The organism is Streptomyces sp. SID5469, assembly GCF_009862865.1.
In the GTDB taxonomy this organism is placed as follows: Bacteria; Actinomycetota; Actinomycetes; order Streptomycetales; family Streptomycetaceae; genus Streptomyces; species Streptomyces avermitilis.
Map to the genome: position 1 here is coordinate 5,973,170 of NZ_WWIN01000001.1, position 23,288 is coordinate 5,996,457.

29 protein-coding genes are annotated in these 23,288 nt (G+C 67.3%); 27 read left to right on the plus strand and 2 right to left on the minus strand.

The genetic code is table 11. The features are described from left to right. Positions 1-54: 54 nt before the first annotated feature. The 6 genes from GTY58_RS25710 to tuf all read left to right on the plus strand — a co-directional run bounded on the left by GTY58_RS25710 (position 55) and on the right by tuf (position 9,330). Positions 55-3,954: a DNA-directed RNA polymerase subunit beta' gene (locus tag GTY58_RS25710; protein WP_010986334.1), complete on the plus strand. Its 3,900-nt coding sequence runs from the start codon at positions 55-57 to the stop codon at positions 3,952-3,954. Positions 3,955-4,149: 195 nt separating this feature from the next. Continuing rightward, entirely contained in the window at positions 4,150-4,692 is a 543-nt protein-coding gene (locus GTY58_RS25715; protein WP_037647931.1) for a DUF1707 and DUF4190 domain-containing protein, read from the plus strand. A 287-nt stretch (positions 4,693-4,979) separates the two neighbouring features. Then, positions 4,980-5,351 (plus strand): 30S ribosomal protein S12, encoded by a 372-nt coding sequence (gene rpsL / locus GTY58_RS25720; RefSeq protein WP_003948652.1) that lies wholly within the window; start codon positions 4,980-4,982, stop codon positions 5,349-5,351. Between the two features lie 2 nt (positions 5,352-5,353). Continuing rightward, positions 5,354-5,824 (plus strand): 30S ribosomal protein S7, encoded by a 471-nt coding sequence (gene rpsG, locus GTY58_RS25725; protein ID WP_003992340.1) that lies wholly within the window; start codon positions 5,354-5,356, stop codon positions 5,822-5,824. Between the two features lie 39 nt (positions 5,825-5,863). Continuing rightward, on the plus strand, positions 5,864-7,993 hold the full coding sequence (fusA, locus tag GTY58_RS25730; protein WP_010986336.1) for an elongation factor G: 2,130 nt from the start codon (positions 5,864-5,866) through the stop codon (positions 7,991-7,993). Positions 7,994-8,136: 143 nt separating this feature from the next. After that, positions 8,137-9,330 carry an elongation factor Tu gene (gene tuf / locus GTY58_RS25735; RefSeq protein ID WP_010986337.1) on the plus strand — a complete coding sequence of 398 codons (1,194 nt, stop codon included), beginning with the start codon at positions 8,137-8,139 and terminating at the stop codon, positions 9,328-9,330. Between the two features lie 254 nt (positions 9,331-9,584). On the opposite strand, the gene GTY58_RS25740 is transcribed toward tuf, so the two are convergent. Further along, positions 9,585-10,190, minus strand: a complete 606-nt coding sequence (locus tag GTY58_RS25740) for an alpha/beta hydrolase (protein WP_010986339.1) — start codon at positions 10,188-10,190, stop codon at positions 9,585-9,587. Between the two features lie 51 nt (positions 10,191-10,241). Between GTY58_RS25740 and GTY58_RS25745 the strand changes: the two genes are divergently transcribed. Then, positions 10,242-11,192 (plus strand): LysR family transcriptional regulator, encoded by a 951-nt coding sequence (locus tag GTY58_RS25745; RefSeq protein WP_010986340.1) that lies wholly within the window; start codon positions 10,242-10,244, stop codon positions 11,190-11,192. Positions 11,193-11,200: 8 nt separating this feature from the next. On the opposite strand, the gene GTY58_RS25750 is transcribed toward GTY58_RS25745, so the two are convergent. Then, positions 11,201-13,315: a PIG-L family deacetylase gene (locus tag GTY58_RS25750; RefSeq protein WP_010986341.1), complete on the minus strand. Its 2,115-nt coding sequence runs from the start codon at positions 13,313-13,315 to the stop codon at positions 11,201-11,203. A 653-nt stretch (positions 13,316-13,968) separates the two neighbouring features. Here GTY58_RS25750 and rpsJ point away from each other — a divergent pair. The 20 genes from rpsJ to rpmD all read left to right on the plus strand — a co-directional run bounded on the left by rpsJ (position 13,969) and on the right by rpmD (position 23,286). After that, positions 13,969-14,277 carry a 30S ribosomal protein S10 gene (gene rpsJ / locus GTY58_RS25755; protein WP_003948644.1) on the plus strand — a complete coding sequence of 103 codons (309 nt, stop codon included), beginning with the start codon at positions 13,969-13,971 and terminating at the stop codon, positions 14,275-14,277. A 17-nt stretch (positions 14,278-14,294) separates the two neighbouring features. After that, positions 14,295-14,939 (plus strand): 50S ribosomal protein L3, encoded by a 645-nt coding sequence (gene rplC, locus GTY58_RS25760; protein ID WP_010986342.1) that lies wholly within the window; start codon positions 14,295-14,297, stop codon positions 14,937-14,939. A 5-nt stretch (positions 14,940-14,944) separates the two neighbouring features. Further along, positions 14,945-15,610, plus strand: a complete 666-nt coding sequence (gene rplD / locus GTY58_RS25765; RefSeq protein ID WP_010986343.1) for a 50S ribosomal protein L4 — start codon at positions 14,945-14,947, stop codon at positions 15,608-15,610. Then, the gene (rplW, locus tag GTY58_RS25770; protein WP_010986344.1) at positions 15,610-16,026 is read left to right on the plus strand and encodes a 50S ribosomal protein L23; all 417 of its coding nucleotides are present in this window, start codon (positions 15,610-15,612) and stop codon (positions 16,024-16,026) included. Before rplD ends, rplW begins: the two co-directional genes overlap by 1 nt. Positions 16,027-16,065: 39 nt before the next feature. Next, positions 16,066-16,902, plus strand: coding sequence for a 50S ribosomal protein L2 (gene rplB, locus GTY58_RS25775; RefSeq protein ID WP_010986345.1), 837 nt, complete (start codon positions 16,066-16,068; stop codon positions 16,900-16,902). Positions 16,903-16,914: 12 nt separating this feature from the next. Next, positions 16,915-17,196 (plus strand): 30S ribosomal protein S19, encoded by a 282-nt coding sequence (gene rpsS / locus GTY58_RS25780; RefSeq protein ID WP_010986346.1) that lies wholly within the window; start codon positions 16,915-16,917, stop codon positions 17,194-17,196. 42 nt (positions 17,197-17,238) lie between these two features. Beyond that, positions 17,239-17,586, plus strand: coding sequence for a 50S ribosomal protein L22 (gene rplV, locus GTY58_RS25785; RefSeq protein WP_003974262.1), 348 nt, complete (start codon positions 17,239-17,241; stop codon positions 17,584-17,586). Beyond that, positions 17,586-18,413 (plus strand): 30S ribosomal protein S3, encoded by an 828-nt coding sequence (rpsC, locus tag GTY58_RS25790; protein WP_010986347.1) that lies wholly within the window; start codon positions 17,586-17,588, stop codon positions 18,411-18,413. Before rplV ends, rpsC begins: the two co-directional genes overlap by 1 nt. A gap of 6 nt (positions 18,414-18,419) precedes the next feature. Further along, entirely contained in the window at positions 18,420-18,839 is a 420-nt protein-coding gene (rplP, locus tag GTY58_RS25795) for a 50S ribosomal protein L16 (RefSeq protein ID WP_010986348.1), read from the plus strand. Further along, positions 18,839-19,063: a 50S ribosomal protein L29 gene (gene rpmC, locus GTY58_RS25800; protein ID WP_003998824.1), complete on the plus strand. Its 225-nt coding sequence runs from the start codon at positions 18,839-18,841 to the stop codon at positions 19,061-19,063. Before rplP ends, rpmC begins: the two co-directional genes overlap by 1 nt. Next, positions 19,063-19,347, plus strand: a complete 285-nt coding sequence (gene rpsQ / locus GTY58_RS25805; protein ID WP_010986349.1) for a 30S ribosomal protein S17 — start codon at positions 19,063-19,065, stop codon at positions 19,345-19,347. The genes rpmC and rpsQ overlap by 1 nt, the downstream gene beginning before the upstream one ends. A 103-nt stretch (positions 19,348-19,450) precedes the next feature. Further along, complete coding sequence (gene rplN, locus GTY58_RS25810; protein WP_003998823.1) at positions 19,451-19,819, plus strand: 50S ribosomal protein L14; 369 nt, start codon at positions 19,451-19,453, stop codon at positions 19,817-19,819. A 2-nt stretch (positions 19,820-19,821) separates the two neighbouring features. Continuing rightward, a complete protein-coding gene (gene rplX / locus GTY58_RS25815) occupies positions 19,822-20,145 on the plus strand; it encodes a 50S ribosomal protein L24 (RefSeq protein WP_010986350.1) in 324 nt (107 codons plus the stop codon). After that, a complete protein-coding gene (gene rplE / locus GTY58_RS25820; protein ID WP_010986351.1) occupies positions 20,145-20,702 on the plus strand; it encodes a 50S ribosomal protein L5 in 558 nt (185 codons plus the stop codon). Before rplX ends, rplE begins: the two co-directional genes overlap by 1 nt. Positions 20,703-20,707: 5 nt before the next feature. Further along, on the plus strand, positions 20,708-20,893 hold the full coding sequence (locus tag GTY58_RS25825; protein ID WP_003948630.1) for a type Z 30S ribosomal protein S14: 186 nt from the start codon (positions 20,708-20,710) through the stop codon (positions 20,891-20,893). Positions 20,894-21,104: 211 nt separating this feature from the next. Further along, positions 21,105-21,503 carry a 30S ribosomal protein S8 gene (gene rpsH / locus GTY58_RS25835; RefSeq protein WP_010986352.1) on the plus strand — a complete coding sequence of 133 codons (399 nt, stop codon included), beginning with the start codon at positions 21,105-21,107 and terminating at the stop codon, positions 21,501-21,503. Between the two features lie 24 nt (positions 21,504-21,527). After that, complete coding sequence (rplF, locus tag GTY58_RS25840; RefSeq protein ID WP_010986353.1) at positions 21,528-22,067, plus strand: 50S ribosomal protein L6; 540 nt, start codon at positions 21,528-21,530, stop codon at positions 22,065-22,067. Between the two features lie 3 nt (positions 22,068-22,070). Beyond that, positions 22,071-22,454, plus strand: a complete 384-nt coding sequence (gene rplR, locus GTY58_RS25845) for a 50S ribosomal protein L18 (protein WP_010986354.1) — start codon at positions 22,071-22,073, stop codon at positions 22,452-22,454. Between the two features lie 41 nt (positions 22,455-22,495). Continuing rightward, positions 22,496-23,101 carry a 30S ribosomal protein S5 gene (rpsE, locus tag GTY58_RS25850; protein WP_006376045.1) on the plus strand — a complete coding sequence of 202 codons (606 nt, stop codon included), beginning with the start codon at positions 22,496-22,498 and terminating at the stop codon, positions 23,099-23,101. Between the two features lie 2 nt (positions 23,102-23,103). Further along, entirely contained in the window at positions 23,104-23,286 is a 183-nt protein-coding gene (gene rpmD / locus GTY58_RS25855; RefSeq protein WP_005481207.1) for a 50S ribosomal protein L30, read from the plus strand. Positions 23,287-23,288 lie beyond the last annotated feature (2 nt).

Consider the following 23,288-nt stretch of genomic DNA (forward strand, 5'->3'; position numbering starts at 1 on the left):
AGGACCCCCGTATCAGACCCCATGACTTACAACCCTGAGAGGGATTGACGCATAGTGCTCGACGTCAACTTCTTCGATGAGCTCCGGATCGGTCTGGCCACCGCTGACGACATCCGTCAGTGGAGCCACGGCGAGGTCAAGAAGCCCGAGACCATCAACTACCGCACCCTCAAGCCCGAAAAGGACGGACTCTTCTGCGAGAAGATCTTCGGTCCGACCCGGGACTGGGAGTGCTACTGCGGTAAGTACAAGCGTGTCCGCTTCAAGGGCATCATCTGCGAGCGCTGCGGCGTCGAGGTCACTCGCGCCAAGGTGCGTCGTGAGCGGATGGGCCACATCGAACTGGCCGCTCCCGTCACCCACATCTGGTACTTCAAGGGCGTCCCGTCGCGCCTCGGCTACCTGCTCGACCTCGCCCCGAAGGACCTCGAGAAGGTCATCTACTTCGCGGCGTACATGATCACGTACGTCGACGACGAGCGTCGCACCCGCGACCTGCCCTCGCTGGAGGCGCACGTCTCCGTCGAGCGTCAGCAGATCGAGAACCGCCGCGACTCCGACCTCGAGGCCCGCGCCAAGAAGCTCGAGACCGACCTGGCCGAGCTGGAGGCCGAGGGCGCCAAGGCCGACGTGCGCCGCAAGGTGCGCGAGGGTGCCGAGCGTGAGATGAAGCAGCTGCGCGACCGTGCGCAGCGCGAGATCGACCGTCTCGACGAGGTGTGGACCCGCTTCAAGAACCTCAAGGTCCAGGACCTCGAGGGCGACGAGCTCCTCTACCGCGAGCTGCGTGACCGCTTCGGCACGTACTTCGACGGTTCGATGGGTGCCGCGGCGCTGCAGAAGCGTCTGGAGTCCTTCGACCTCGACGAGGAGGCCGAGCGCCTCCGCGAGATCATCCGTACCGGCAAGGGCCAGAAGAAGACCCGTGCGCTCAAGCGCCTCAAGGTCGTCTCCGCGTTCCTGCAGACCAGCAACAGCCCCAAGGGCATGGTGCTCGACTGCGTGCCGGTCATCCCGCCGGACCTGCGTCCGATGGTGCAGCTGGACGGTGGCCGCTTCGCGACCTCCGACCTGAACGACCTGTACCGCCGCGTGATCAACCGCAACAACCGCCTGAAGCGGCTTCTCGACCTCGGCGCGCCCGAGATCATCGTGAACAACGAGAAGCGCATGCTCCAGGAGGCGGTCGACGCCCTCTTCGACAACGGCCGTCGTGGTCGCCCGGTCACGGGCCCCGGCAACCGTCCGCTGAAGTCCCTCAGCGACATGCTGAAGGGTAAGCAGGGTCGTTTCCGTCAGAACCTGCTCGGTAAGCGTGTGGACTACTCCGCGCGTTCCGTGATCGTCGTCGGTCCGCAGCTGAAGCTGCACCAGTGTGGTCTGCCCAAGGCCATGGCGCTGGAGCTCTTCAAGCCGTTCGTGATGAAGCGCCTGGTCGACCTGAACCACGCGCAGAACATCAAGTCGGCGAAGCGGATGGTCGAGCGCGGCCGCACGGTCGTGTACGACGTCCTGGAAGAGGTCATCGCGGAGCACCCGGTTCTGCTGAACCGTGCGCCCACGCTGCACCGCCTCGGCATCCAGGCCTTCGAGCCGCAGCTGGTCGAGGGCAAGGCCATCCAGATCCACCCGCTCGTCTGCACCGCGTTCAACGCGGACTTCGACGGTGACCAGATGGCCGTGCACCTGCCGCTCTCCGCGGAGGCGCAGGCCGAGGCCCGCATCCTGATGCTGTCCTCGAACAACATCCTCAAGCCGGCCGACGGCCGCCCGGTCACGATGCCGACCCAGGACATGGTCCTCGGTCTGTTCTTCCTGACCACCGACGGTGCGCTGCGCAACGTCAAGGGCGAGGAGCGCTCCTTCGCGTCCGTCGCCGAGGCGATCATGGCGTTCGACGCCGGCGAGCTCTCGCTGCAGTCCCGCGTGGACATCCGCTTCCCGGTGGGCACCATCCCGCCGCGCGGCTGGACCCCGCCGGCCCGCGAGGAGGGCGAGCCGGAGTGGCAGCAGGGTGACACCTTCCGCCTGCGGACGACCCTGGGCCGCGCGCTCTTCAACGAGCTGCTGCCCGAGGACTACCCGTTCGTCGACTACGAGGTCGGCAAGAAGCAGCTCTCCGAGATCGTCAACGACCTCGCCGAGCGCTACCCCAAGGTCATCGTGGCGGCGACGCTCGACAACCTGAAGGCGGCCGGCTTCTACTGGGCGACCCGCTCCGGCGTCACCGTGGCCATCTCCGACATCGTCGTTCCCGAGGCGAAGAAGGAGATCGTCAAGGGCTACGAGGCGCAGGACGAGAAGGTCCAGAAGCAGTACGAGCGCGGTCTGATCACCAAGGACGAGCGCACGCAGGAACTCATCGCGATCTGGACCAAGGCGACCAACGAGGTTGCCGAGGCGATGAACGCGAACTTCCCGAAGACGAACCCCATCTTCATGATGGTTGACTCGGGTGCCCGAGGAAACATGATGCAGATGCGTCAGATCGCCGGTATGCGTGGTCTGGTGTCGAACGCCAAGAACGAGACGATTCCCCGTCCCATCAAGGCGTCGTTCCGTGAGGGTCTGTCCGTGCTGGAGTACTTCATCTCCACGCACGGTGCCCGTAAGGGTCTGGCGGACACCGCCCTGCGTACCGCCGACTCGGGTTACCTGACCCGTCGTCTGGTGGACGTCTCGCAGGACGTCATCATCCGCGAGGAGGACTGCGGCACCGAGCGCGGTCTGAAGCTGAAGATCGCCGAGCGCGGCGCCGACGGCGTGCTGCGCAAGACGGACGACGTCGAGACCAGCGTCTACGCCCGCATGCTCGCCGAGGACGTCGTCATCGACGGCAAGGTGATCGCGCCGGCCAACGTGGACCTCGGCGACGTGCTCATCGACCAGCTGGTGCACCACGGTGTCGAGGAGGTCAAGACCCGTTCGATCCTGACCTGTGAGTCCCAGGTCGGCACCTGCGCCATGTGCTACGGCCGTTCGCTGGCCACCGGCAAGCTGGTCGACATCGGTGAGGCGGTCGGCATCATCGCCGCCCAGTCCATCGGTGAGCCCGGTACCCAGCTGACGATGCGTACCTTCCACACCGGTGGTGTGGCCGGTGACGACATCACCCAGGGTCTGCCCCGTGTCGTCGAGCTCTTCGAAGCCCGTACGCCGAAGGGTGTCGCCCCGATCTCCGAGGCCTCCGGCCGCGTGCGGATCGAGGAGACCGAGAAGACCAAGAAGATCGTCGTCACCCCGGACGACGGCAGCGACGAGACGGCGTTCCCGATCTCGAAGCGCGCCCGTGTCCTGGTGACCGAGGGCGAGCACGTCGAGGTGGGCCAGAAGCTCACCGTGGGTGCCACCAACCCGCACGACGTGCTGCGCATCCTGGGTCAGCGTGCCGTCCAGGTCCACCTGGTCGGCGAGGTCCAGAAGGTCTACAACTCGCAGGGTGTGTCGATCCACGACAAGCACATCGAGATCATCATCCGGCAGATGCTGCGCCGGGTGACGATCATCGAGTCGGGCGACGCGGAGCTGCTGCCCGGCGAGCTGGTCGAGCGCTCGAAGTTCGAGACCGAGAACCGTCGTGTGGTCCAGGAAGGCGGCCACCCGGCCTCCGGCCGTCCGCAGCTGATGGGTATCACCAAGGCCTCGCTGGCGACCGAGTCGTGGCTGTCGGCGGCGTCCTTCCAGGAGACGACCAGGGTTCTGACGGACGCGGCGATCAACGCCAAGTCCGACTCCCTGATCGGCCTCAAGGAGAACGTCATCATCGGTAAGCTCATCCCGGCCGGTACGGGTCTGTCCCGCTACCGCAACATCCGGGTCGAGCCGACCGAGGAGGCCAAGGCCGCGATGTACTCGGCCGTCGGCTACGACGACATCGACTACTCGCCGTTCGGCACGGGCTCCGGCCAGGCCGTTCCGCTGGAGGACTACGACTACGGTCCGTACAACCAGTAAGGCGTACGTCTGACTGACGGGCGGTCACCCTTCGGGGTGGCCGCCCGTCGGCGTTCCCGGGGGGCCGCGGACCGCCGTGCCCACACCGCCTGTACGGGGCTGTGGGGGCCCTGCAGGGACTGGTCGGGAACCTGTGCCGGAAATGCCTCGTTGGAGCATGATGGAGGGATCCAGCCGTCCGGGGGAGGTGTGCCCGTGTCGTACCCGACGCCATGGCAGCCGTGGCAGGGGCAGAACGGTCCGCAGCCGTGGCAGGGGCAAGGCGCGCCGGCGATGCTCGCCTCGCATGCCGACCGTGAGCGTGCCGTGGATGTGCTCCGGGCGGGCTTCGGGGAGGGACGCCTGGAGCAGGCCGAGTTCGAGAAGCGGGTCGCACGGGCGTACGCGGCCCGTACGGTGGGTGAGCTGGCCGTGCTGGTGGGAGACCTCCCGCAGGGCCCCGTACCCCTGTCGGCGGCCTCCGGGCCGGTGCCGCGGACGTTCCTGCCCGCCCCGCCCCCGGCGACGAACGGCAAGGCGGTCGCCGCCATGGTCTGCGGTGTCCTCACCCTGATGACGGCCGGCGTCACGGGCGTCCCCGCCGTGATCCTGGGCCATACGGCGCGCTCCGAGATGCGTCGCACCGGCGAGGGCGGCGAGGGTTTCGCGATGGCCGGTCTCGTGCTGGGCTGGCTGTCGGTCGCGGGCTGGGCCCTGCTCCTGACGGTCCTGATAGCCGCGGCGCTGGCGTCCGGATGAAGATCCCCAAGGGCTCAGGGCCTTGGCATGATCCGCTCAGTGATGCTAGTGCGGTCCATTTGTTTTGACCGCAGCGTATGAGGTAGGTACGCTCAGACCTTGTGCCTGGGGTGTGCCCTGGCTCTCGTGCGTGCCTTCAACCGCACAAGGGGAGCCGTCACCGGCCACCGTAATCTGCGCCCTTTTGCTTCACGGCGAGAGTCTGCAGCATTCGACACACCCGACCGCGTGGGTCGGCAATGTTCCAGGTTAGCTTCACCATTCGGCACACAGAAACCGGAGAAGTAGTGCCTACGATCCAGCAGCTGGTCCGGAAGGGCCGGCAGGACAAGGTCGAGAAGAACAAGACGCCCGCACTTGAGGGTTCTCCTCAGCGTCGGGGCGTCTGCACGCGTGTGTTCACGACCACCCCGAAGAAGCCGAACTCGGCCCTGCGTAAGGTCGCGCGTGTGCGTCTGACCAGCGGGATCGAGGTCACTGCTTACATTCCGGGTGAGGGACACAACCTGCAGGAGCACTCCATCGTGCTCGTGCGCGGCGGCCGTGTGAAGGACCTGCCGGGTGTTCGCTACAAGATCATCCGTGGTTCGCTCGACACCCAGGGTGTCAAGAACCGCAAGCAGGCCCGCAGCCGCTACGGCGCCAAGAAGGAGAAGTAAGAATGCCTCGTAAGGGCCCCGCCCCGAAGCGCCCGGTCATCATCGACCCGGTCTACGGTTCTCCTCTTGTCACGTCGCTCATCAACAAGGTGCTGCTGAACGGCAAGCGCTCCACCGCCGAGCGCATCGTCTACGGCGCCATGGAGGGTCTGCGTGAGAAGACGGGCAACGACCCGATCATCACGCTGAAGCGCGCGCTGGAGAACATCAAGCCGACCCTCGAGGTCAAGTCCCGCCGTGTCGGTGGCGCGACGTACCAGGTTCCGATCGAGGTCAAGCCCGGTCGTGCCAACACGCTCGCCCTGCGCTGGCTCGTCGGTTACTCCCGCGCCCGTCGCGAGAAGACCATGACCGAGCGTCTGCTCAACGAGCTTCTCGACGCCTCCAACGGCCTTGGTGCCGCTGTGAAGAAGCGCGAGGACACCCACAAGATGGCCGAGTCCAACAAGGCCTTCGCGCACTACCGCTGGTAGTCGCAACCCACATCGAGACCGAGAGAAGACTGAAGCCTTATGGCTACCACTTCACTTGACCTGGCCAAGGTCCGCAACATCGGGATCATGGCCCACATCGACGCGGGTAAGACGACCACCACCGAGCGGATCCTCTTCTACACCGGCGTCAGCTACAAGATCGGTGAGGTCCACGACGGCGCTGCCACCATGGACTGGATGGAGCAGGAGCAGGAGCGTGGCATCACGATCACCTCTGCTGCCACCACCTGTCACTGGCCGCTCGAGGACAACGACTACACGATCAACATCATCGACACCCCGGGGCACGTCGACTTCACGGTCGAGGTGGAGCGCTCGCTGCGCGTCCTCGACGGTGCCGTCACGGTGTTCGACGGTGTCGCCGGTGTTGAGCCGCAGTCCGAGACGGTGTGGCGTCAGGCCGACCGTTACGGCGTGCCGCGCATCTGCTTCGTGAACAAGCTGGACCGTACCGGCGCCGAGTTCCACCGCTGTGTGGACATGATCAAGGACCGGCTCGGTGCCGTTCCGATCATCATGCAGCTGCCGATCGGTGCCGAGATGGACTTCAAGGGCGTTGTGGACCTGGTCCGCATGAAGGCGCTCGTGTGGTCCGCCGAGGCGGCGAAGGGCGAGATGTACGACGTCGTCGACATCCCCGCCACGCACGCCGAGGCTGCCGAGGAGTACCGCGGCAAGCTGGTCGAGACCGTCGCGGAGAACGACGACGAGATCATGGAGCTGTTCCTGGAGGGCCAGGAGCCCACCGAGGAGCAGCTGTACGCCGCGATCCGTCGCATCACCATCGCGTCCGGCAAGGGTGACGGCGTCACGGTCACCCCGGTGTTCTGTGGCACCGCGTTCAAGAACAAGGGCGTTCAGCCCCTGCTCGACGCGGTCGTGCGCTACCTCCCGACCCCGCTTGACGTCGAGGCCATCGAGGGCCACGACGTCAAGGACCCCGAGGTCGTGGTCAAGCGCAAGCCGTCCGAGGACGAGCCGCTGTCCGCCCTCGCGTTCAAGATCATGAGCGACCCGCACCTCGGCAAGCTCACCTTCGTCCGGGTCTACTCGGGCCGCCTGGAGTCCGGCACTGCCGTGCTGAACTCCGTCAAGGGCAAGAAGGAGCGCATCGGCAAGATCTACCGCATGCACGCGAACAAGCGTGAGGAGATCGAGGCGGTGGGCGCCGGCGACATCGTCGCCGTGATGGGCCTGAAGCAGACCACCACGGGTGAGACGCTTTCGGACGACAAGAACCCGGTCATCCTGGAGTCCATGGACTTCCCGGCGCCGGTCATTCAGGTCGCCATCGAGCCCAAGTCCAAGGGTGACCAGGAGAAGCTGGGTGTCGCCATCCAGCGTCTCGCGGAGGAGGACCCCTCCTTCCAGGTTCACTCGGACGAGGAGACCGGCCAGACCATCATCGGTGGTATGGGCGAGCTGCACCTCGAGGTGCTGGTCGACCGTATGCGCCGTGAGTTCAAGGTCGAGGCCAACGTCGGTAAGCCGCAGGTCGCCTACCGTGAGACGATCCGCAAGACCGTCGAGCGCGTGGACTACACCCACAAGAAGCAGACCGGTGGTACCGGTCAGTTCGCCAAGGTGCAGATCGCGATCGAGCCCATCACCGAGACCGATGGTCCGGCGTACGAGTTCGTGAACAAGGTCACCGGTGGCCGTATCCCGCGGGAGTACATCCCGTCGGTGGACGCCGGTGCGCAGGAGGCCATGCAGTTCGGCATCCTCGCGGGCTACGAGATGACGGGCGTCCGCGTCACGCTTCTCGACGGTGCCTACCACGAGGTCGACTCCTCCGAGCTCGCGTTCAAGATCGCCGGTTCGCAGGCCTTCAAGGAGGCCGCGCGTAAGGCCAGCCCCGTGCTGCTCGAGCCGATGATGGCCGTCGAGGTCACCACGCCCGAGGAGTCGATGGGTGATGTCATCGGCGACCTCAACTCCCGCCGTGGCCAGATCCAGGCCATGGAGGAGCGCAGCGGCGCCCGCGTCGTGAAGGGCCTCGTGCCCCTCTCGGAGATGTTCGGCTACGTCGGCGACCTCCGCAGCAAGACCTCGGGTCGCGCAAGCTACTCGATGCAGTTCGACTCCTACGCCGAGGTTCCCCGGAACGTCGCCGAGGAGATCATCGCGAAGGCCAAGGGCGAGTAACACACCCCGTTTACACGCTTTAGGCTTGACACCGACCGCCGGGGCTCACCCGGCAGGGGAAAACCCCGGCGGGCGGCATCCCAGCAAAGATCACCTGGCGCCGATGAGTAAGGCGTACCAGAACCACTCCACAGGAGGACCCAGTGGCGAAGGCGAAGTTCGAGCGGACTAAGCCGCACGTCAACATCGGCACCATCGGTCACATTGACCACGGTAAGACGACCCTCACGGCCGCCATTACCAAGGTGCTGCACGACGCGTACCCCGACCTGAACGAGGCCTCGGCCTTCGACCAGATCGACAAGGCTCCTGAGGAGCGCCAGCGCGGTATCACGATCTCCATCGCGCACGTCGAGTACCAGACGGAGACGCGTCACTACGCCCACGTCGACTGCCCCGGTCACGCGGACTACATCAAGAACATGATCACGGGTGCGGCGCAGATGGACGGCGCCATCCTCGTGGTCGCGGCCACCGACGGCCCGATGCCGCAGACCAAGGAGCACGTGCTCCTGGCCCGCCAGGTCGGCGTCCCCTACATCGTTGTCGCCCTGAACAAGGCCGACATGGTGGACGACGAGGAGATCCTGGAGCTCGTCGAGCTCGAGGTTCGTGAGCTGCTCTCCGAGTACGAGTTCCCGGGCGACGACCTTCCGGTCGTCAAGGTCTCGGCGCTCAAGGCCCTTGAGGGCGACAAGGAGTGGGGCCAGTCCGTCCTCGACCTGATGAAGGCCGTCGACGAGAACATCCCGCAGCCCGAGCGTGACGTCGACAAGCCGTTCCTGATGCCGATCGAGGACGTCTTCACGATCACCGGTCGTGGCACGGTCGTCACCGGTCGTATCGAGCGTGGTGTCCTCAAGGTCAACGAGACCGTCGACATCGTCGGTATCAAGACCGAGAAGACCACCACCACGGTCACCGGCATCGAGATGTTCCGCAAGCTGCTCGACGAGGGCCAGGCCGGTGAGAACGTCGGTCTGCTCCTCCGTGGCATCAAGCGCGAGGACGTCGAGCGCGGCCAGGTCATCATCAAGCCCGGTTCGGTCACGCCGCACACCGAGTTCGAGGCCCAGGCCTACATCCTGTCCAAGGACGAGGGTGGCCGCCACACGCCGTTCTTCAACAACTACCGTCCGCAGTTCTACTTCCGTACGACTGACGTGACCGGTGTTGTGACCCTCCCCGAGGGCACGGAGATGGTCATGCCCGGCGACAACACTGAGATGACCGTTGAGCTCATCCAGCCCGTCGCCATGGAGGAGGGCCTGAAGTTCGCCATCCGTGAGGGTGGCCGGACCGTGGGCGCCGGCCAGGTCACCAAGATCAACAAGTAGTTCTTGTCGGTCTGACCTGGTAGCTCCTCGCGAGCTCATTGATAGGGGTCCGTAATGATTTCGGTCGTACGGGCCCCTTTGCCGTGTCCGACATGACGACGCCGGCCGACGACGCGACGTGCCGGGCGACGACCGGGCGCGAGTTCAGCTCGGTGACCGCGGAGAACGTCATGAAGTGGGAGGTGACTACAGCGTGGAGGGCGTGAACGCGAAATCCACCGCGTACCACGAGCTCGCGCGCACCCTGCGGGCGGTCAGCGGGGCGTGACGGGCGTGCTGTTCGACGGGTCGAGGCACCAGTCGAGGAGCGAGGGCCAGGAGCCGTAGCCCGCGTCCAGGTCGAGGTGGGCCTCGCCGGGCAGGACGTCGACGGGCAGGCCGAGGGGTTCGGCGTACACGGCCGCGGCGCCGTCCGGGCAGTAGGGGTCGTTGTCGGCGGCGACGAGACGGGTGTACGTGGCCGCGGCGGCGAGGTGCGCGGGCGTCACGGGAGGGGGAGCGAAGGCCGCGACCTCCGCGTACCCCTTGAGCACGCTGCCGGACGGCGGGGCGACGAGCAGCACCCGGTCCACGGGGGCGGGGACGAGACCGCGGGCGGCCGCGTGCAGCCACAGCAGGCAGGCGAGGCTGTGGCAGACGACGGTGCGGGGCCGCGAGGCGGTGAGGTGGGTGCGGAGTTCGCCCAGCCAGGTGTCCAGGTCGGGGTCGTCGGGCTCGGGGAGCTGGGGGTGGGTGACCGCGTGGCCCCGGGCGGTGAGGCGGTCGGCGAGCCAGCTCTGCCAGTGGGCGGCGGGGCGGCGGTTCTGCCAGCCGTGGAGGAGCAGGAAGCCGTGCTCGCCGGTGATCGGGGGTGTGCTCATGGCCTCGATGATGGGCCGGAGCGATCATGCAGGTCCAGTTAATGTCTCTGGATGGAACCGGTAAGGAACTCCTTCACGGTCGATCTGCGACGGCTCGGTGTGCTGCGGGAACTGGAGCGGCGCGGGAGCCTGGCCCGTACCGCCGAGGCGCTGCATCTGACGCCCTCCGCCGTGTCGCAGCAGCTGGCGGCGCTGGCCCGGGAGGTGGGGGTCCCGCTGATCGTCAGGCAGGGGCGCGGGGCGCGGCTGACCGGGCAGGCGCGGGTGCTGCTGGAGCACGCCGAGGTGATGGCCGCGCAGTGGGAGCGGGCCCGTGCCGATCTCGCCGCGTGGGAGGAGGGGCGCCGTGGGGCGGTGACGGTCGGGGCGTTCTCCAGCGCCGTCAGCGGGCTGCTGCCAAACGCGCTGGGCCGGTTGGCCGAGCATCATCCGCGGGTGCGGGTCGCGGTGGTCGAGGCCGAACCCCCGGACCTGTTCACCCGGCTCGACGCCGGCGAGGTCGACATCGCGGTGGCGGTGGACTTCGCGGCCGCGCCGCCCCACACGGACCGCCGCTACGCGCGCACCGACCTGTCGACCGACGTCCTGGACCTGGCGCTGCCCCGGGACCACCCCTGTGCGGGCCGGCCGGAGGTGGGGCTGCGGGAGCTGGCGGGCGACGCCTGGATCGTCGGGGACGCCCGCAGCTGCTGCGGGGCGATCACCAGGTCGGTGTGCGCGGCGAACGGCTTCACGCCGGACATCCGGCACGCCGTCAACGACTGGCAGTCGCTCGCCGCGCTCGTCGAGGCGGGTCTGGGTGTCGCGCTGGTCCCGCGCCTCGCGCAGCCACTGCACCGGCCGGGTCTGGTCCTGCGCACCCCGGCCGGGCCGTCGCCCACGCGGCACGTCTTCGCGGCGGTACGGGCGGGATCGGACGACGATCCGGTGCTGACTGCGGTACTGGCGAGCCTGCGGGCGGCGGCAGCGGCGGCAGCGGCGGGCCAAGCCGACAGGCCCTAGGGGGCGGCTCAGACCTTCTGAGCGGAGGATCCGGCGCCCGTGCCCGTGCCCGAGCGGCGGGCCCGCCACAGCCAGGGCCGGGCGTCCGGGGACAGGCCCGCCGCGGCCGGGCCGCGGCGGGTGAGGCGGAGGGCGGGGCCGTCCAGGGTGGTCCGCGCCGGCACCGCCCGGGTGGCCCGGCCGTCGTGCAGGAGCCGGAGCGCGCCGTCGACGCCGCGGCCGAGGAGGTAGGAGCCGGCGGCACTCACCGGACCGTAGCCGGGGAAGACGACGGTGGGACCGTCCGTGGCTATCAGGGACGTCGAGGCGGGCGGCCGGTAGTAGAGGCGGTCGCCGGACACGGCTATCGCGTCGGCCGGCGCGGGCAGGGACCCGGTCCCCGAGGTGCCGGGCGTCACCGGCCCGTCCGGGGTCCACTGGTGGACGGTGTCGCGCCCGGGCGCGTACACACGCACCTCGCCGTCCGAGCCGACGACGGCGGTCAGCCCGTCCTGTATCTGCCCGCCGCCGAGGTCCCGCCACGGCGACCAGCGGCCGTCCCGCCCGCGCACCCGCGTGCTGACGCCGTGATCGGCGTTGCGTACGAAGAGGTGGACGCGTCCGTCGCGGCCGGTGACGGCGACGGGTGTCCCGATACGACGACCGCGGTCGTCGTCGCCTTCGGGGTTCCCGAGCCCGGTCCACGCCCGGAAACCGCCGCCCCGGGCGGCCTGTTCGAGCAGCACGATCTCGCGGACGTCCGGCCCGCCCCGCCCCTCGACAGCGGCCAGCCGCAGCCCGAACAGGAGCTGCCGTCCGTCGTCGAGGGCGGCGGCACCGAGCACGGGCGCGAGCGGCCCGCCGCCCAGGTCGACGGCGTCGCCGAAGGTGCCCTCGGGGGTCTCGCGCCAGCGCACCGCGCGCATCCCGAGCACGCCGTACGCGGTCAGCCGGCCGTCCGCCTCCTCGGCCAGCGCGAGCCGCGGGCCGGGATAGCGGTAGTGGGTGGAGCGCACCCAGCCCTTGCGGTTGCGCAGCGGCCGCTCGCCGCCCACGTTGTAGTCACCGCAGCCGGCCGGGTTCCCGCACTCCCAGTGCGGGGCGGCGCCGTAGGGGACCAGGTGGGCGGCCTTGGGGCGCAGGACGGCCGGGGGGAGGTTGTCGGGCCAGTGGTGGTTGTAGTAGCCGCGGAAGGCGACGGTGGCGAACGGCGGCGGGCCGCCGGCGGAGGTCCGGGCCCAGCGGGCCATCGCGGCCCAGGTGAAGGAGGCGACGGCGGTGTGGTCGGCGTGGTCGGAGTAGCCGGGCTGCTCGCTGTCGTGGATCCGGGTGACGGGGTCGCTGTGCTGGATGTCCGGGTCGGGGTCGAGCGTGTGCACGAGCGTGGGGCGGTACCGCTCGAAGAGGCCGACGAGGACGTCGAGGAGGCCGTCGTGGTCGTACGACTGGACCGTGCTCAGCGGTGAACCGTCGGCGACGACCGTGCCGAGCGCGAGGCCCCGCTCCCGCCAGAGCGCCGGTACGCCCATGTGCCCGAAGGGCGTGTGCATGGCCAGGTTGAGATGGACCAGGTCGACGCGACGCCCTTCGTTCTCAAGGGAGTTGACCTCGGCGAGGTGCCCGCCGGGCAGTGCGGCGACGGACTTGTTCCACGGGGTGAAGAGGGGGAGCCCGAGCTGTGCGGCATAGCTCTGCCGCAGGCCTTGGTGGCGCGCTGAGGAGTAGGCGGCCTTGTCGGCGGGCGGATGCGGCTGCCCGGGGATCTTGTTGACGCCGTCGGCCTCACCGGCGGTGACGTACACGCAGACGAGGGGGACGCCCGCGGCGACGGCGTACTGGGTGTCCGGGTTCATGAAGTACAGGTCGTCGTCGGGGTGCGCGAGGACCTGCATGAGCAGGGCGTGCCGGCCCTGGACGGCGGGCTTTCCGGAGGCGGGGGAGGGCGCGGCGGTGGCTGCCCCGGAGGACCGCGAGGGCCCGCACCCGACCGCCGCGGCAACCGCGGCGACGGCACCGCCGAGCAGTACGGCACGCCGAGTCGTCCTGCGCAGGGGGCCGGGCGGCCCTGGCTCGGTGTCGGCCGTCCCGCCCTTGGGGTCGGTCGTCCTGTGTATGGGGTGGCCCGGGACAGCCCTGAATCGCACGCCGTACTCCGTCCGCTGTTCGCAGCGGTCGGGGGCGCTGCTGTGCTCACTCGTTCCGGTTTTTCACCTGAGGAGAGGGTCGTCAGCGATGTCGGGTTCCATGCACGGACATGTTCTGTTCACCCGGAAGGGGGCTGCCGGGATGAGCACATGTGCTCACGTTCCCGGCCGGCCGGTGGCACCGGGGTCGGACGCGTGTGCCCCGGGCGGATCGGTGTGCGACCCTTGCTGAGTGCCCGGGGTTTGACCTGCGTCACCCTCGGGGTACGATCCTCGGCCCGATTGGCCAGGCCCGTGCCCCGTATGGCAGACTGTCGGAGTTGCTCGGTCGAGTGCCGATGCTGTGCGCCTCCCGCCGGGAGGACTGGAAGCGAGTCCCACAGTACTCGTCGCCCGATCTGTCGAAAGGCAGCGCTGGGGCGGACGTACGGGAATCTTCCGGGAAGTTTCAGCGGGGTGCCGACCAGGCGCCCGGTGGGTGTTGTGCCCCCGGTCCTGCGGTTTTTTTCGGGCCGTGTCCCTCGGTAGGGAAATCCATATCGGATATCTCTGTCAGCAAGAGCGCGACACACCCGACCGCGTGGGTCGGAGGTCAGGACGCGAACCCCCGGGCTCCAGAGCGTTTTATCGAGACGAAGGACTACTGAGTAGCCATGGCGGGACAGAAGATCCGCATCCGGCTCAAGGCCTACGACCACGAGGTCATCGATTCCTCGGCGAAGAAGATCGTCGAGACGGTGACGCGTACTGGTGCGTCGGTCGCGGGCCCGGTGCCGCTGCCCACTGAGAAGAACGTGTACTGCGTCATCAAGTCGCCGCACAAGTACAAGGACTCGCGCGAGCACTTCGAGATGCGCACGCACAAGCGCCTGATCGACATCCTCGACCCGACCCCCAAGACCGTTGACTCTCTGATGCGACTCGACCTCCCGGCCGGTGTCGACATCGAGATCAAGCTCTGAAGGCCGGTGATCTGAAGATGGCTAAGCAGATCAAGGGCATCCTGGGCGAGAAGCTCGGCATGACGCAGGTGTGGGACGAGAACAACCGTGTTGTTCCGGTCACCGTCGTCAAGGCCGGTCCGAACGTCGTGACCCAGGTCCGTACGAATGACTCCGACGGCTACGAGTCGGTCCAGATCGCCTTCGGCGAGATCGACCCGCGCAAGGTGAACAAGCCCCTCAAGGGCCACTTCGCCAAGGCCGACGTCACCCCCCGCCGCCACCTCGTCGAGATCCGTACCGCTGACGCCAGCGAGTACACCCTCGGCCAGGAGATCACCGCCGAGACCTTCGAGGCCGGCGTCAAGGTGGACGTGACCGGCAAGAGCAAGGGCAAGGGCTTCGCCGGTGTCATGAAGCGTCACAACTTCAAGGGCCTCGGCGCCGGTCACGGCACCCAGCGCAAGCACCGCTCTCCCGGCTCCATCGGTGGCTGCGCCACCCCGGGCCGTGTGTTCAAGGGCCTCCGCATGGCGGGTCGCATGGGCAACGAGCGGGTCACCACCCAGAACCTGACCGTTCACGCCGTTGACGCGGAGAAGGGCCTGCTCCTCATCAAGGGCGCGGTTCCTGGTCCGAACGGCGGCCTCGTCCTGGTCCGCACTGCGGCCAAGGGGGCCTGAGGACTATGAGCACCATTGACATTCTGTCGCCCTCCGGCGACAACGCCGGGACCGTTGAGCTCCCGGCCGAGATCTTCGACGTAGAGAAGATCAGCATCCCGCTGCTTCACCAGGTCGTCGTTGCGCAGCTGGCCGCTGCCCGTCAGGGCACGCACAAGGTCAAGCGTCGTGGCGAGGTCCGCGGTGGTGGTAAGAAGCCTTACCGCCAGAAGGGCACCGGCCGCGCGCGCCAGGGTTCGACCCGTGCGCCGCAGTTCGCCGGCGGTGGCGTCGTCCACGGCCCCACGCCGCGTGACTACTCGCAGCGGACCCCGAAGAAGATGAAGGCCGCGGCCCTGCGCCACGCCCTCACCGACCGGGCCCGCAACGCTCGCATCCACGTCATCACCGGCGTGATCGAGGGCGAGACCCCCTCCACCAAGGCCGCGAAGAGCTTCCTCGGCAAGGTCAGCGAGCGCAAGAACGTGCTCCTGGTCATCGAGCGCTCCGACGAGGCCGCGCTGCTTTCCGCGCGCAACCTGCCCCAGGTCCACATCCTGGAGCCGGGCCAGCTGAACACGTACGACGTTCTCGTCTCGGACGACGTGGTCTTCACCCAGGCCGCTTTCGAGTCCTTCGTGTCTGGCGCGCCGCAGTCGTCGGCTGCTGACACCGAAGGGAGCGAAGCCTGATGGCTACGCGTCACCCGAGCATTGCCTCGAAGGCCGCCAAGGCCGCCAAGGCCGCGCGCGTCGCCAAGGCGAAGCGCCACGAGGCCGAAGGCAAGAACACCGTCGAGACGCCGCTGAGCAAGAGCTTCACGGACCCCCGTGACGTCCTCGTCAAGCCGGTCGTCTCCGAGAAGAGTTACGCGCTCCTCGACGAGGGCAAGTACACCTTCATCGTCGCGCCTGGCGCCAACAAGACCCAGATCAAGCAGGCCGTCCAGGCGGTCTTCTCGGTCAAGGTCACCGGGGTCAACACGATCAACCGCCAGGGCAAGCGCAAGCGCACCAAGAGCGGTTTCGGTAAGCGCGCTGACACCAAGCGCGCGATCGTGACCCTCGCTGAGGGCGACCGTATCGACATCTTCGGCCAGGCCTCCTAACGGAGCGCCCTGGTCCGAATATCGGACGAGGACTGAGAAATGGGAATCCGCAAGTACAAGCCGACTACGCCGGGCCGTCGTGGCTCCAGCGTCGCCGACTTCGTCGAGGTCACGCGGTCCACGCCGGAGAAGTCGCTGGTCCGCCCGCTGCACAGCAAGGGCGGCCGTAACAACGCCGGTCGTGTGACCGTTCGCCACCAGGGTGGCGGACACAAGCGCGCCTACCGAGTGATCGACTTCCGTCGTCACGACAAGGACGGCGTGCCGGCGAAGGTCGCGCACATCGAGTACGACCCCAACCGCACCGCGCGCATCGCGCTGCTGCACTACGCCGACGGCGAGAAGCGCTACATCCTCGCCCCGCGCAACCTGCAGCAGGGTGACCGCGTCGAGAACGGTCCTGGGGCCGACATCAAGCCGGGCAACAACCTGGCGCTCCGCAACATCCCGGTCGGTACCACGGTCCACGCGATCGAGCTCCGCCCCGGTGGCGGTGCCAAGTTCGCCCGCTCCGCAGGTGCCTCCGTGCAGCTGCTGGCGCGTGAGGGTGCCATGGCGACGCTCCGTATGCCGTCCGGCGAGATCCGCATGGTGGACGCGCGCTGCCGCGCCACCGTCGGTGAGGTCGGCAACGCCGAGCAGTCGAACATCAACTGGGGCAAGGCCGGCCGTAAGCGCTGGCTGGGCGTCCGCCCGACCGTTCGCGGTGTGGCGATGAACCCGGTTGACCACCCGCACGGTGGTGGTGAGGGCAAGACCTCCGGTGGTCGCCACCCGGTCTCCCCGTGGGGTCAGAAGGAGGGTCGTACTCGCTCGCCGAAGAAGGCTTCGAGCAAGTACATCGTCCGCCGCCGCAAGACGAACAAGAAGCGCTAGGAGCGGGTTTAGATGCCGCGCAGTCTCAAGAAGGGGCCCTTCGTCGACGACCACCTGATCAAGAAGGTGGACGCCCAGAACGAAGCTGGTTCCAAGAACGTCATCAAGACCTGGTCCCGTCGCTCGATGATCATCCCGGCCATGCTCGGCCACACGATCGCGGTGCACAACGGCAAGACCCACATTCCGGTGTTTGTCACCGAGTCGATGGTCGGCCACAAGCTCGGCGAGTTCTCGCCGACGCGCACCTTCCGGGGTCACGTGAAGGACGACCGGAAGTCGAAGCGCCGCTAACAGCGGGGTGGATTGACCATGACAGACACTGGAAGGACAACCATGGAAGCCAGGGCCCAGGCGCGGTACATCCGCGTCACGCCCATGAAGGCCCGCCGCGTGGTGGACCTTATCCGTGGCATGGATGCCACGGAGGCTCAGGCGGTCCTGCGTTTCGCCCCGCAGGCCGCGAGCGTGCCGGTCGGCAAGGTGCTTGACAGCGCCATTGCCAACGCCGCGCACAACTACGACCACACCGACGCCGACAGCCTCTTCATCTCCGAGGCGTACGTCGACGAGGGTCCGACCCTGAAGCGGTTCCGGCCGCGCGCCCAGGGCCGTGCCTACCGGATCCGCAAGCGGACCAGCCACATCACTGTGGTCGTCAGCAGCAAGGAAGGAACCCGGTAATGGGCCAGAAGGTTAACCCGCATGGGTTCCGGCTCGGCATCACCACGGACTTCAAGTCCCGTTGGTACGCCGACAAGCTGTACAAGGACTACGTCAAGGAAGACGTCGCCATCCGTCGGATGATGACGTCCGGCATGGAGCGCGCCGGCATCTCGAAGGTTGAGATCGAGCGCACCCGTGACCGCGTGCGGGTGGACATCCACACCGCGCGTCCCGGCATCGTCATCGGCCGCCGTGGCGCCGAGGCCGACCGCATCCGCGGTGACCTCGAGAAGCTCACGGGCAAGCAGGTCCAGCTGAACATCCTCGAGGTCAAGAACCCCGAGACCGACGCTCAGCTGGTTGCTCAGGCCGTTGCCGAGCAGCTGTCCTCCCGCGTCTCCTTCCGCCGTGCCATGCGTAAGAGCATGCAGTCGGCGATGAAGGCGGGCGCCAAGGGCATCAAGATCCAGTGTGGTGGCCGTCTCGGCGGCGCCGAGATGTCCCGCTCGGAGTTCTACCGCGAGGGTCGTGTGCCCCTGCACACGCTTCGTGCGAACGTCGACTACGGCTTCTTCGAGGCCAAGACGACCTTCGGCCGCATCGGTGTGAAGGTCTGGATCTACAAGGGCGACGTCAAGAACATCGCCGAGGTCCGCGCCGAGAACGCCGCTGCCCGCGCCGGCAACCGCCCGGCCCGTGGTGGCGCTGACCGCCCGGCCCGTGGTGGCCGCGGTGGCGAGCGTGGCGGTCGCGGTCGTAAGCCGCAGCAGGCTCCCGCTGCCGAGGCCCCCAAGGCCGAGGCTCCGGCTGCCGCTCCGGCTGAGAGCACCGGAACGGAGGCCTGACCGATCATGCTGATCCCCCGTAGGGTCAAGCACCGCAAGCAGCACCACCCGAAGCGCCGCGGTCAGGCCAAGGGCGGTACGCAGGTTTCGTTCGGCGAGTACGGCATTCAGGCCCTCACGCCGGCGTACGTGACGAACCGCCAGATCGAGGCCGCCCGTATCGCGATGACCCGCCACATCAAGCGTGGCGGCAAGGTCTGGATCAACATCTACCCGGACCGCCCGCTCACGAAGAAGCCTGCCGAGACCCGCATGGGTTCCGGTAAGGGTTCGCCGGAGTGGTGGATCGCGAACGTGCACCCGGGCCGGGTCATGTTCGAACTGTCCTACCCCAACGAGAAGATCGCCCGTGAGGCCCTCACTCGCGCAGCCCACAAGCTGCCGATGAAGTGCCGGATCGTCAAGCGCGAGGCAGGTGAAGCGTGATGTCGGCCGGTACCAAGGCGTCCGAGCTGCGCGAACTGGGTGACGAGGAGCTTCTCGCGAAGCTTCGCGAAGCCAAGGAAGAGCTGTTCAACCTCCGCTTCCAGGCGGCGACCGGTCAGCTCGAGAACCACGGTCGGCTCAAGGCCGTCCGCAAGGACATCGCGCGGATCTACACCCTGATGCGTGAGCGCGAGCTGGGCATCGAGACGGTGGAGAGCGCCTGATGAGCGAGAGCAACGTGACTGAGACCAACGAGCAGCGCGGTTTCCGCAAGACCCGTGAGGGTCTGGTCGTCAGCGACAAGATGGACAAGACCGTCGTCGTCGCTGTCGAGGACCGCGTCAAGCACGCGCTGTACGGCAAGGTCATCCGCCGTACGAACAAGCTCAAGGCCCACGACGAGCAGAACGCCGCCGGCGTCGGCGACCGTGTCCTCCTCATGGAGACCCGGCCGCTGTCTGCGACGAAGCGCTGGCGCGTCGTCGAGATCCTCGAGAAGGCCAAGTAATTACCTGAGGGGTATCCCTCAGGTTCGTTCCGCCAGGCTCGGGGCGGGACCGTCCTAGAAGACGGTCCCGCCCCGGGAACCGGCAGACAATCAGGAGATAGACGTGATCCAGCAGGAGTCGCGACTGCGTGTCGCCGACAACACTGGTGCGAAGGAGATCCTTTGCATCCGTGTGCTCGGTGGCTCCGGTCGCCGCTACGCGGGCATCGGTGACGTCATCGTCGCCACCGTCAAGGACGCGATCCCGGGCGGCAACGTGAAGAAGGGTGACGTCGTCAAGGCTGTCATCGTTCGCACCGTCAAGGAGCGCCGCCGTCCGGACGGCTCGTACATCCGCTTCGACGAGAACGCCGCCGTCATTCTGAAGAACGACGGCGACCCTCGCGGCACCCGTATCTTCGGCCCTGTCGGCCGTGAGCTGCGCGAGAAGAAGTTCATGAAGATCATCTCGCTCGCGCCGGAGGTGCTGTAAGCATGAAGATCAAGAAGGGTGACACGGTTCAGGTCATCACCGGCAAGGACAAGGGCAAGCAGGGCAAGGTCATTGCCGCTTACCCGCGCGACGAGCGCGTCCTGGTCGAGGGTGTCAACCGGGTCAAGAAGCACACGAAGGCCGGCCCCACCGCCGGCGGTTCGCAGGCCGGCGGCATCGTGACCACCGAAGCCCCCATTCACGTGAGCAACGTTCAGCTCGTCGTGGAGAAGGACGGCAACAAGGTCGTCACGCGCGTCGGTTACCGCTTCGACGACGAGGGCAACAAGATCCGCGTTGCCAAGCGGACGGGTGAGGACATCTGATGGCTACCACCACCACTCCGCGTCTCAAGACGAAGTACCGCGAGGAGATCGCGGGCAAGCTGCAGGAAGAGTTCTCGTACGAGAACGTCATGCAGACCCCGGGCCTCGTCAAGATCGTGGTCAACATGGGTGTGGGCGACGCCGCCCGCGACTCCAAGCTGATCGATGGCGCGATTCGCGACCTCACCACGATCACCGGTCAGAAGCCGGCCGTCACCAAGGCCCGCAAGTCCATCGCGCAGTTCAAGCTGCGTGAGGGTCAGCCGATCGGTGCCCACGTCACGCTCCGTGGCGACCGCATGTGGGAGTTCCTGGACCGCACCCTGTCGCTCGCGCTCCCGCGCATCCGCGACTTCCGTGGTCTGTCCCCCAAGCAGTTCGACGGCCGTGGCAACTACACCTTCGGTCTCACGGAGCAGGTCATGTTCCACGAGATCGACCAGGACAAGATCGACCGCGTCCGGGGTATGGACATCACCGTGGTGACCACGGCGACCAACGACGCTGAGGGCCGTGCCCTTCTCCGTCACCTCGGCTTCCCCTTCAAGGAGGCGTAAGCGAGATGGCGAAGAAGGCTCTGATTGCCAAGGCTGCTCGTAAGCCCAAGTTCGGTGTGCGTGGCTACACGCGCTGCCAGCGCTGCGGTCGTCCGCACTCCGTGTACCGCAAGTTCGGCCTGTGCCGCGTCTGCCTTCGTGAGATGGCTCACCGTGGCGAGCTGCCGGGCGTGACCAAGAGCTCCTGGTAGTCCCCGCAATTCAGGGATTCCAGGGCTCTCGGTAAGCAAAGGGCTCTGTCAGGTGCCCACCTCTCCATGGCTTAGGCTAGGAGGGTTGGGCGCCTGACGCCCGTACGACTTACTACGCCGTAGGTCCCCGCACCGCACCCGTCCCGCCCATGAGTGGGGAGAGGGATGGCGCATACAGGAAACCCCGGCGAGAGAGGCCGAAGGCCAATTCATGACCATGACTGATCCGATCGCAGACATGCTTACGCGTCTGCGTAACGCGAACTCGGCGTACCACGACACCGTGGGTATGCCGCACAGCAAGATCAAGTCGCACATCGCGGAGATCCTCCAGCAGGAGGGCTTCATCACGGGCTGGAAGGTCGAGGACGCCGAGGTCGGCAAGAACCTCGTCCTCGAGCTGAAGTTCGGCCCGAACCGTGAGCGCTCCATCGCGGGCATCAAGCGGATCTCCAAGCCCGGTCTCCGGGTGTACGCGAAGTCCACCAACCTGCCCAAGGTGCTGGGCGGCCTCGGCGTGGCGATCATCTCCACGTCGCACGGGCTCCTCACCGACAAGCAGGCCGGCAAGAAGGGCGTAGGCGGAGAAGTTCTCGCCTACGTCTGGTAACGGAAGGGAACGGAGGAAACAGCTATGTCGCGTATTGGCAAGCTCCCCATCACGGTTCCCGCCGGCGTGGACGTCACCATCGACGGCCGTACGGTCCAGGTGAAGGGCCCCAAGGGCTCTCTCTCCCACACCATTGCGGCGCCGATCGAGATCGCTAAGGGCGAGGACGGCGTTCTGAACGTCACCCGCCCGAACGACGAGCGTCAGAACAAGGCCCTCCACGGCCTGTCCCGCACGCTGGTGGCGAACATGATCACCGGCGTGACCCAGGGTTACGTGAAGAAGCTCGAGATCAGCGGTGTCGGTTACCGCGTCCTGGCGAAGGGCTCCAACCTGGAGTTCTCGCTCGGCTACAGCCACTCGATCACCGTCGAGGCCCCCGAGGGCATCACCTTCAAGGTGGAGGCCCCCACTCGTTTCTCGGTCGAGGGCATCGACAAGCAGAAGGTCGGCGAGGTTGCGGCCAACATCCGCAAGCTGCGCAAGCCCGACCCGTACAAGGCCAAGGGCGTCAAGTACGAAGGCGAAGTCATCCGCCGCAAGGTCGGAAAGGCGGGTAAGTAAGCCATGGCATACGGTGTCAAGATTGCTAAGGGCGACGCTTACAAGCGTGCTGCCATCAAGCGTCGTCACATCCGGATCCGTAAGCACATCTCGGGTACGGCTGAGCGTCCTCGCCTGGTCGTGACGCGCTCCAACCGCCACATCGTGGCCCAGGTCATCGACGACGTTAAGGGTCACACCCTCGCGTCGGCGTCGACCCTGGACACGACGATCCGCGGCGGCGAGAGCGACAAGTCGGCGCAGGCCAAGTCGGTCGGCGCCCTGGTCGCCGAGCGTGCCAAGGCCGCCGGTGTCGAGGCTGTCGTATTCGACCGTGGTGGAAACCAGTACGCCGGGCGCATTGCCGCTCTGGCGGACGCCGCCCGCGAAGCCGGACTCAAGTTCTGAGTCGGTTCCGTAGCTAGCGGAAACAGAGAGAGGTAATTCCAATGGCTGGACCCCAGCGCCGCGGAAGCGGTGCCGGTGGCGGCGAGCGGCGGGACCGGAAGGGCCGTGACGGCGGCGCTGCTGCCGCCGAGAAGACCGCGTACGTTGAGCGCGTCGTCGCGATCAACCGCGTCGCCAAGGTTGTGAAGGGTGGTCGTCGCTTCAGCTTCACCGCGCTGGTCGTGGTGGGCGACGGTGACGGCACCGTAGGTGTCGGTTACGGCAAGGCCAAGGAGGTGCCGGCCGCCATCGCCAAGGGTGTTGAGGAGGCCAAGAAGCACTTCTTCAAGGTCCCCCGTATCCAGGGCACCATCCCGCACCCGATCACGGGCGAGAAGGCCGCGGGCGTCGTCCTGCTCAAGCCTGCTTCCCCCGGTACCGGCGTTATCGCCGGTGGCCCGGTGCGTGCGGTTCTCGAGTGCGCCGGCGTGCACGACATCCTGTCGAAGTCGCTCGGCTCGTCCAACGCGATCAACATCGTGCACGCGACCGTGGCGGCCCTCAAGGGTCTGCAGCGTCCCGAGGAGATCGCGGCTCGCCGTGGTCTGCCCCTCGAGGACGTCGCCCCCGCGGCTCTCCTGCGTGCACGTGCGGGAGCGGGTGCGTAATCATGGCTCAGCTCAAGATCACGCAGACGAAGTCGTACATCGGCAGCAAGCAGAACCACCGCGACACCCTGCGTTCCCTTGGTCTCAAGGGCATCAACACGCAGGTCGTCAAGGAGGACCGCCCTGAGTTCCGCGGCATGGTGCACACCGTCCGCCACCTCGTGACGGTTGAGGAGGTCGACTGATC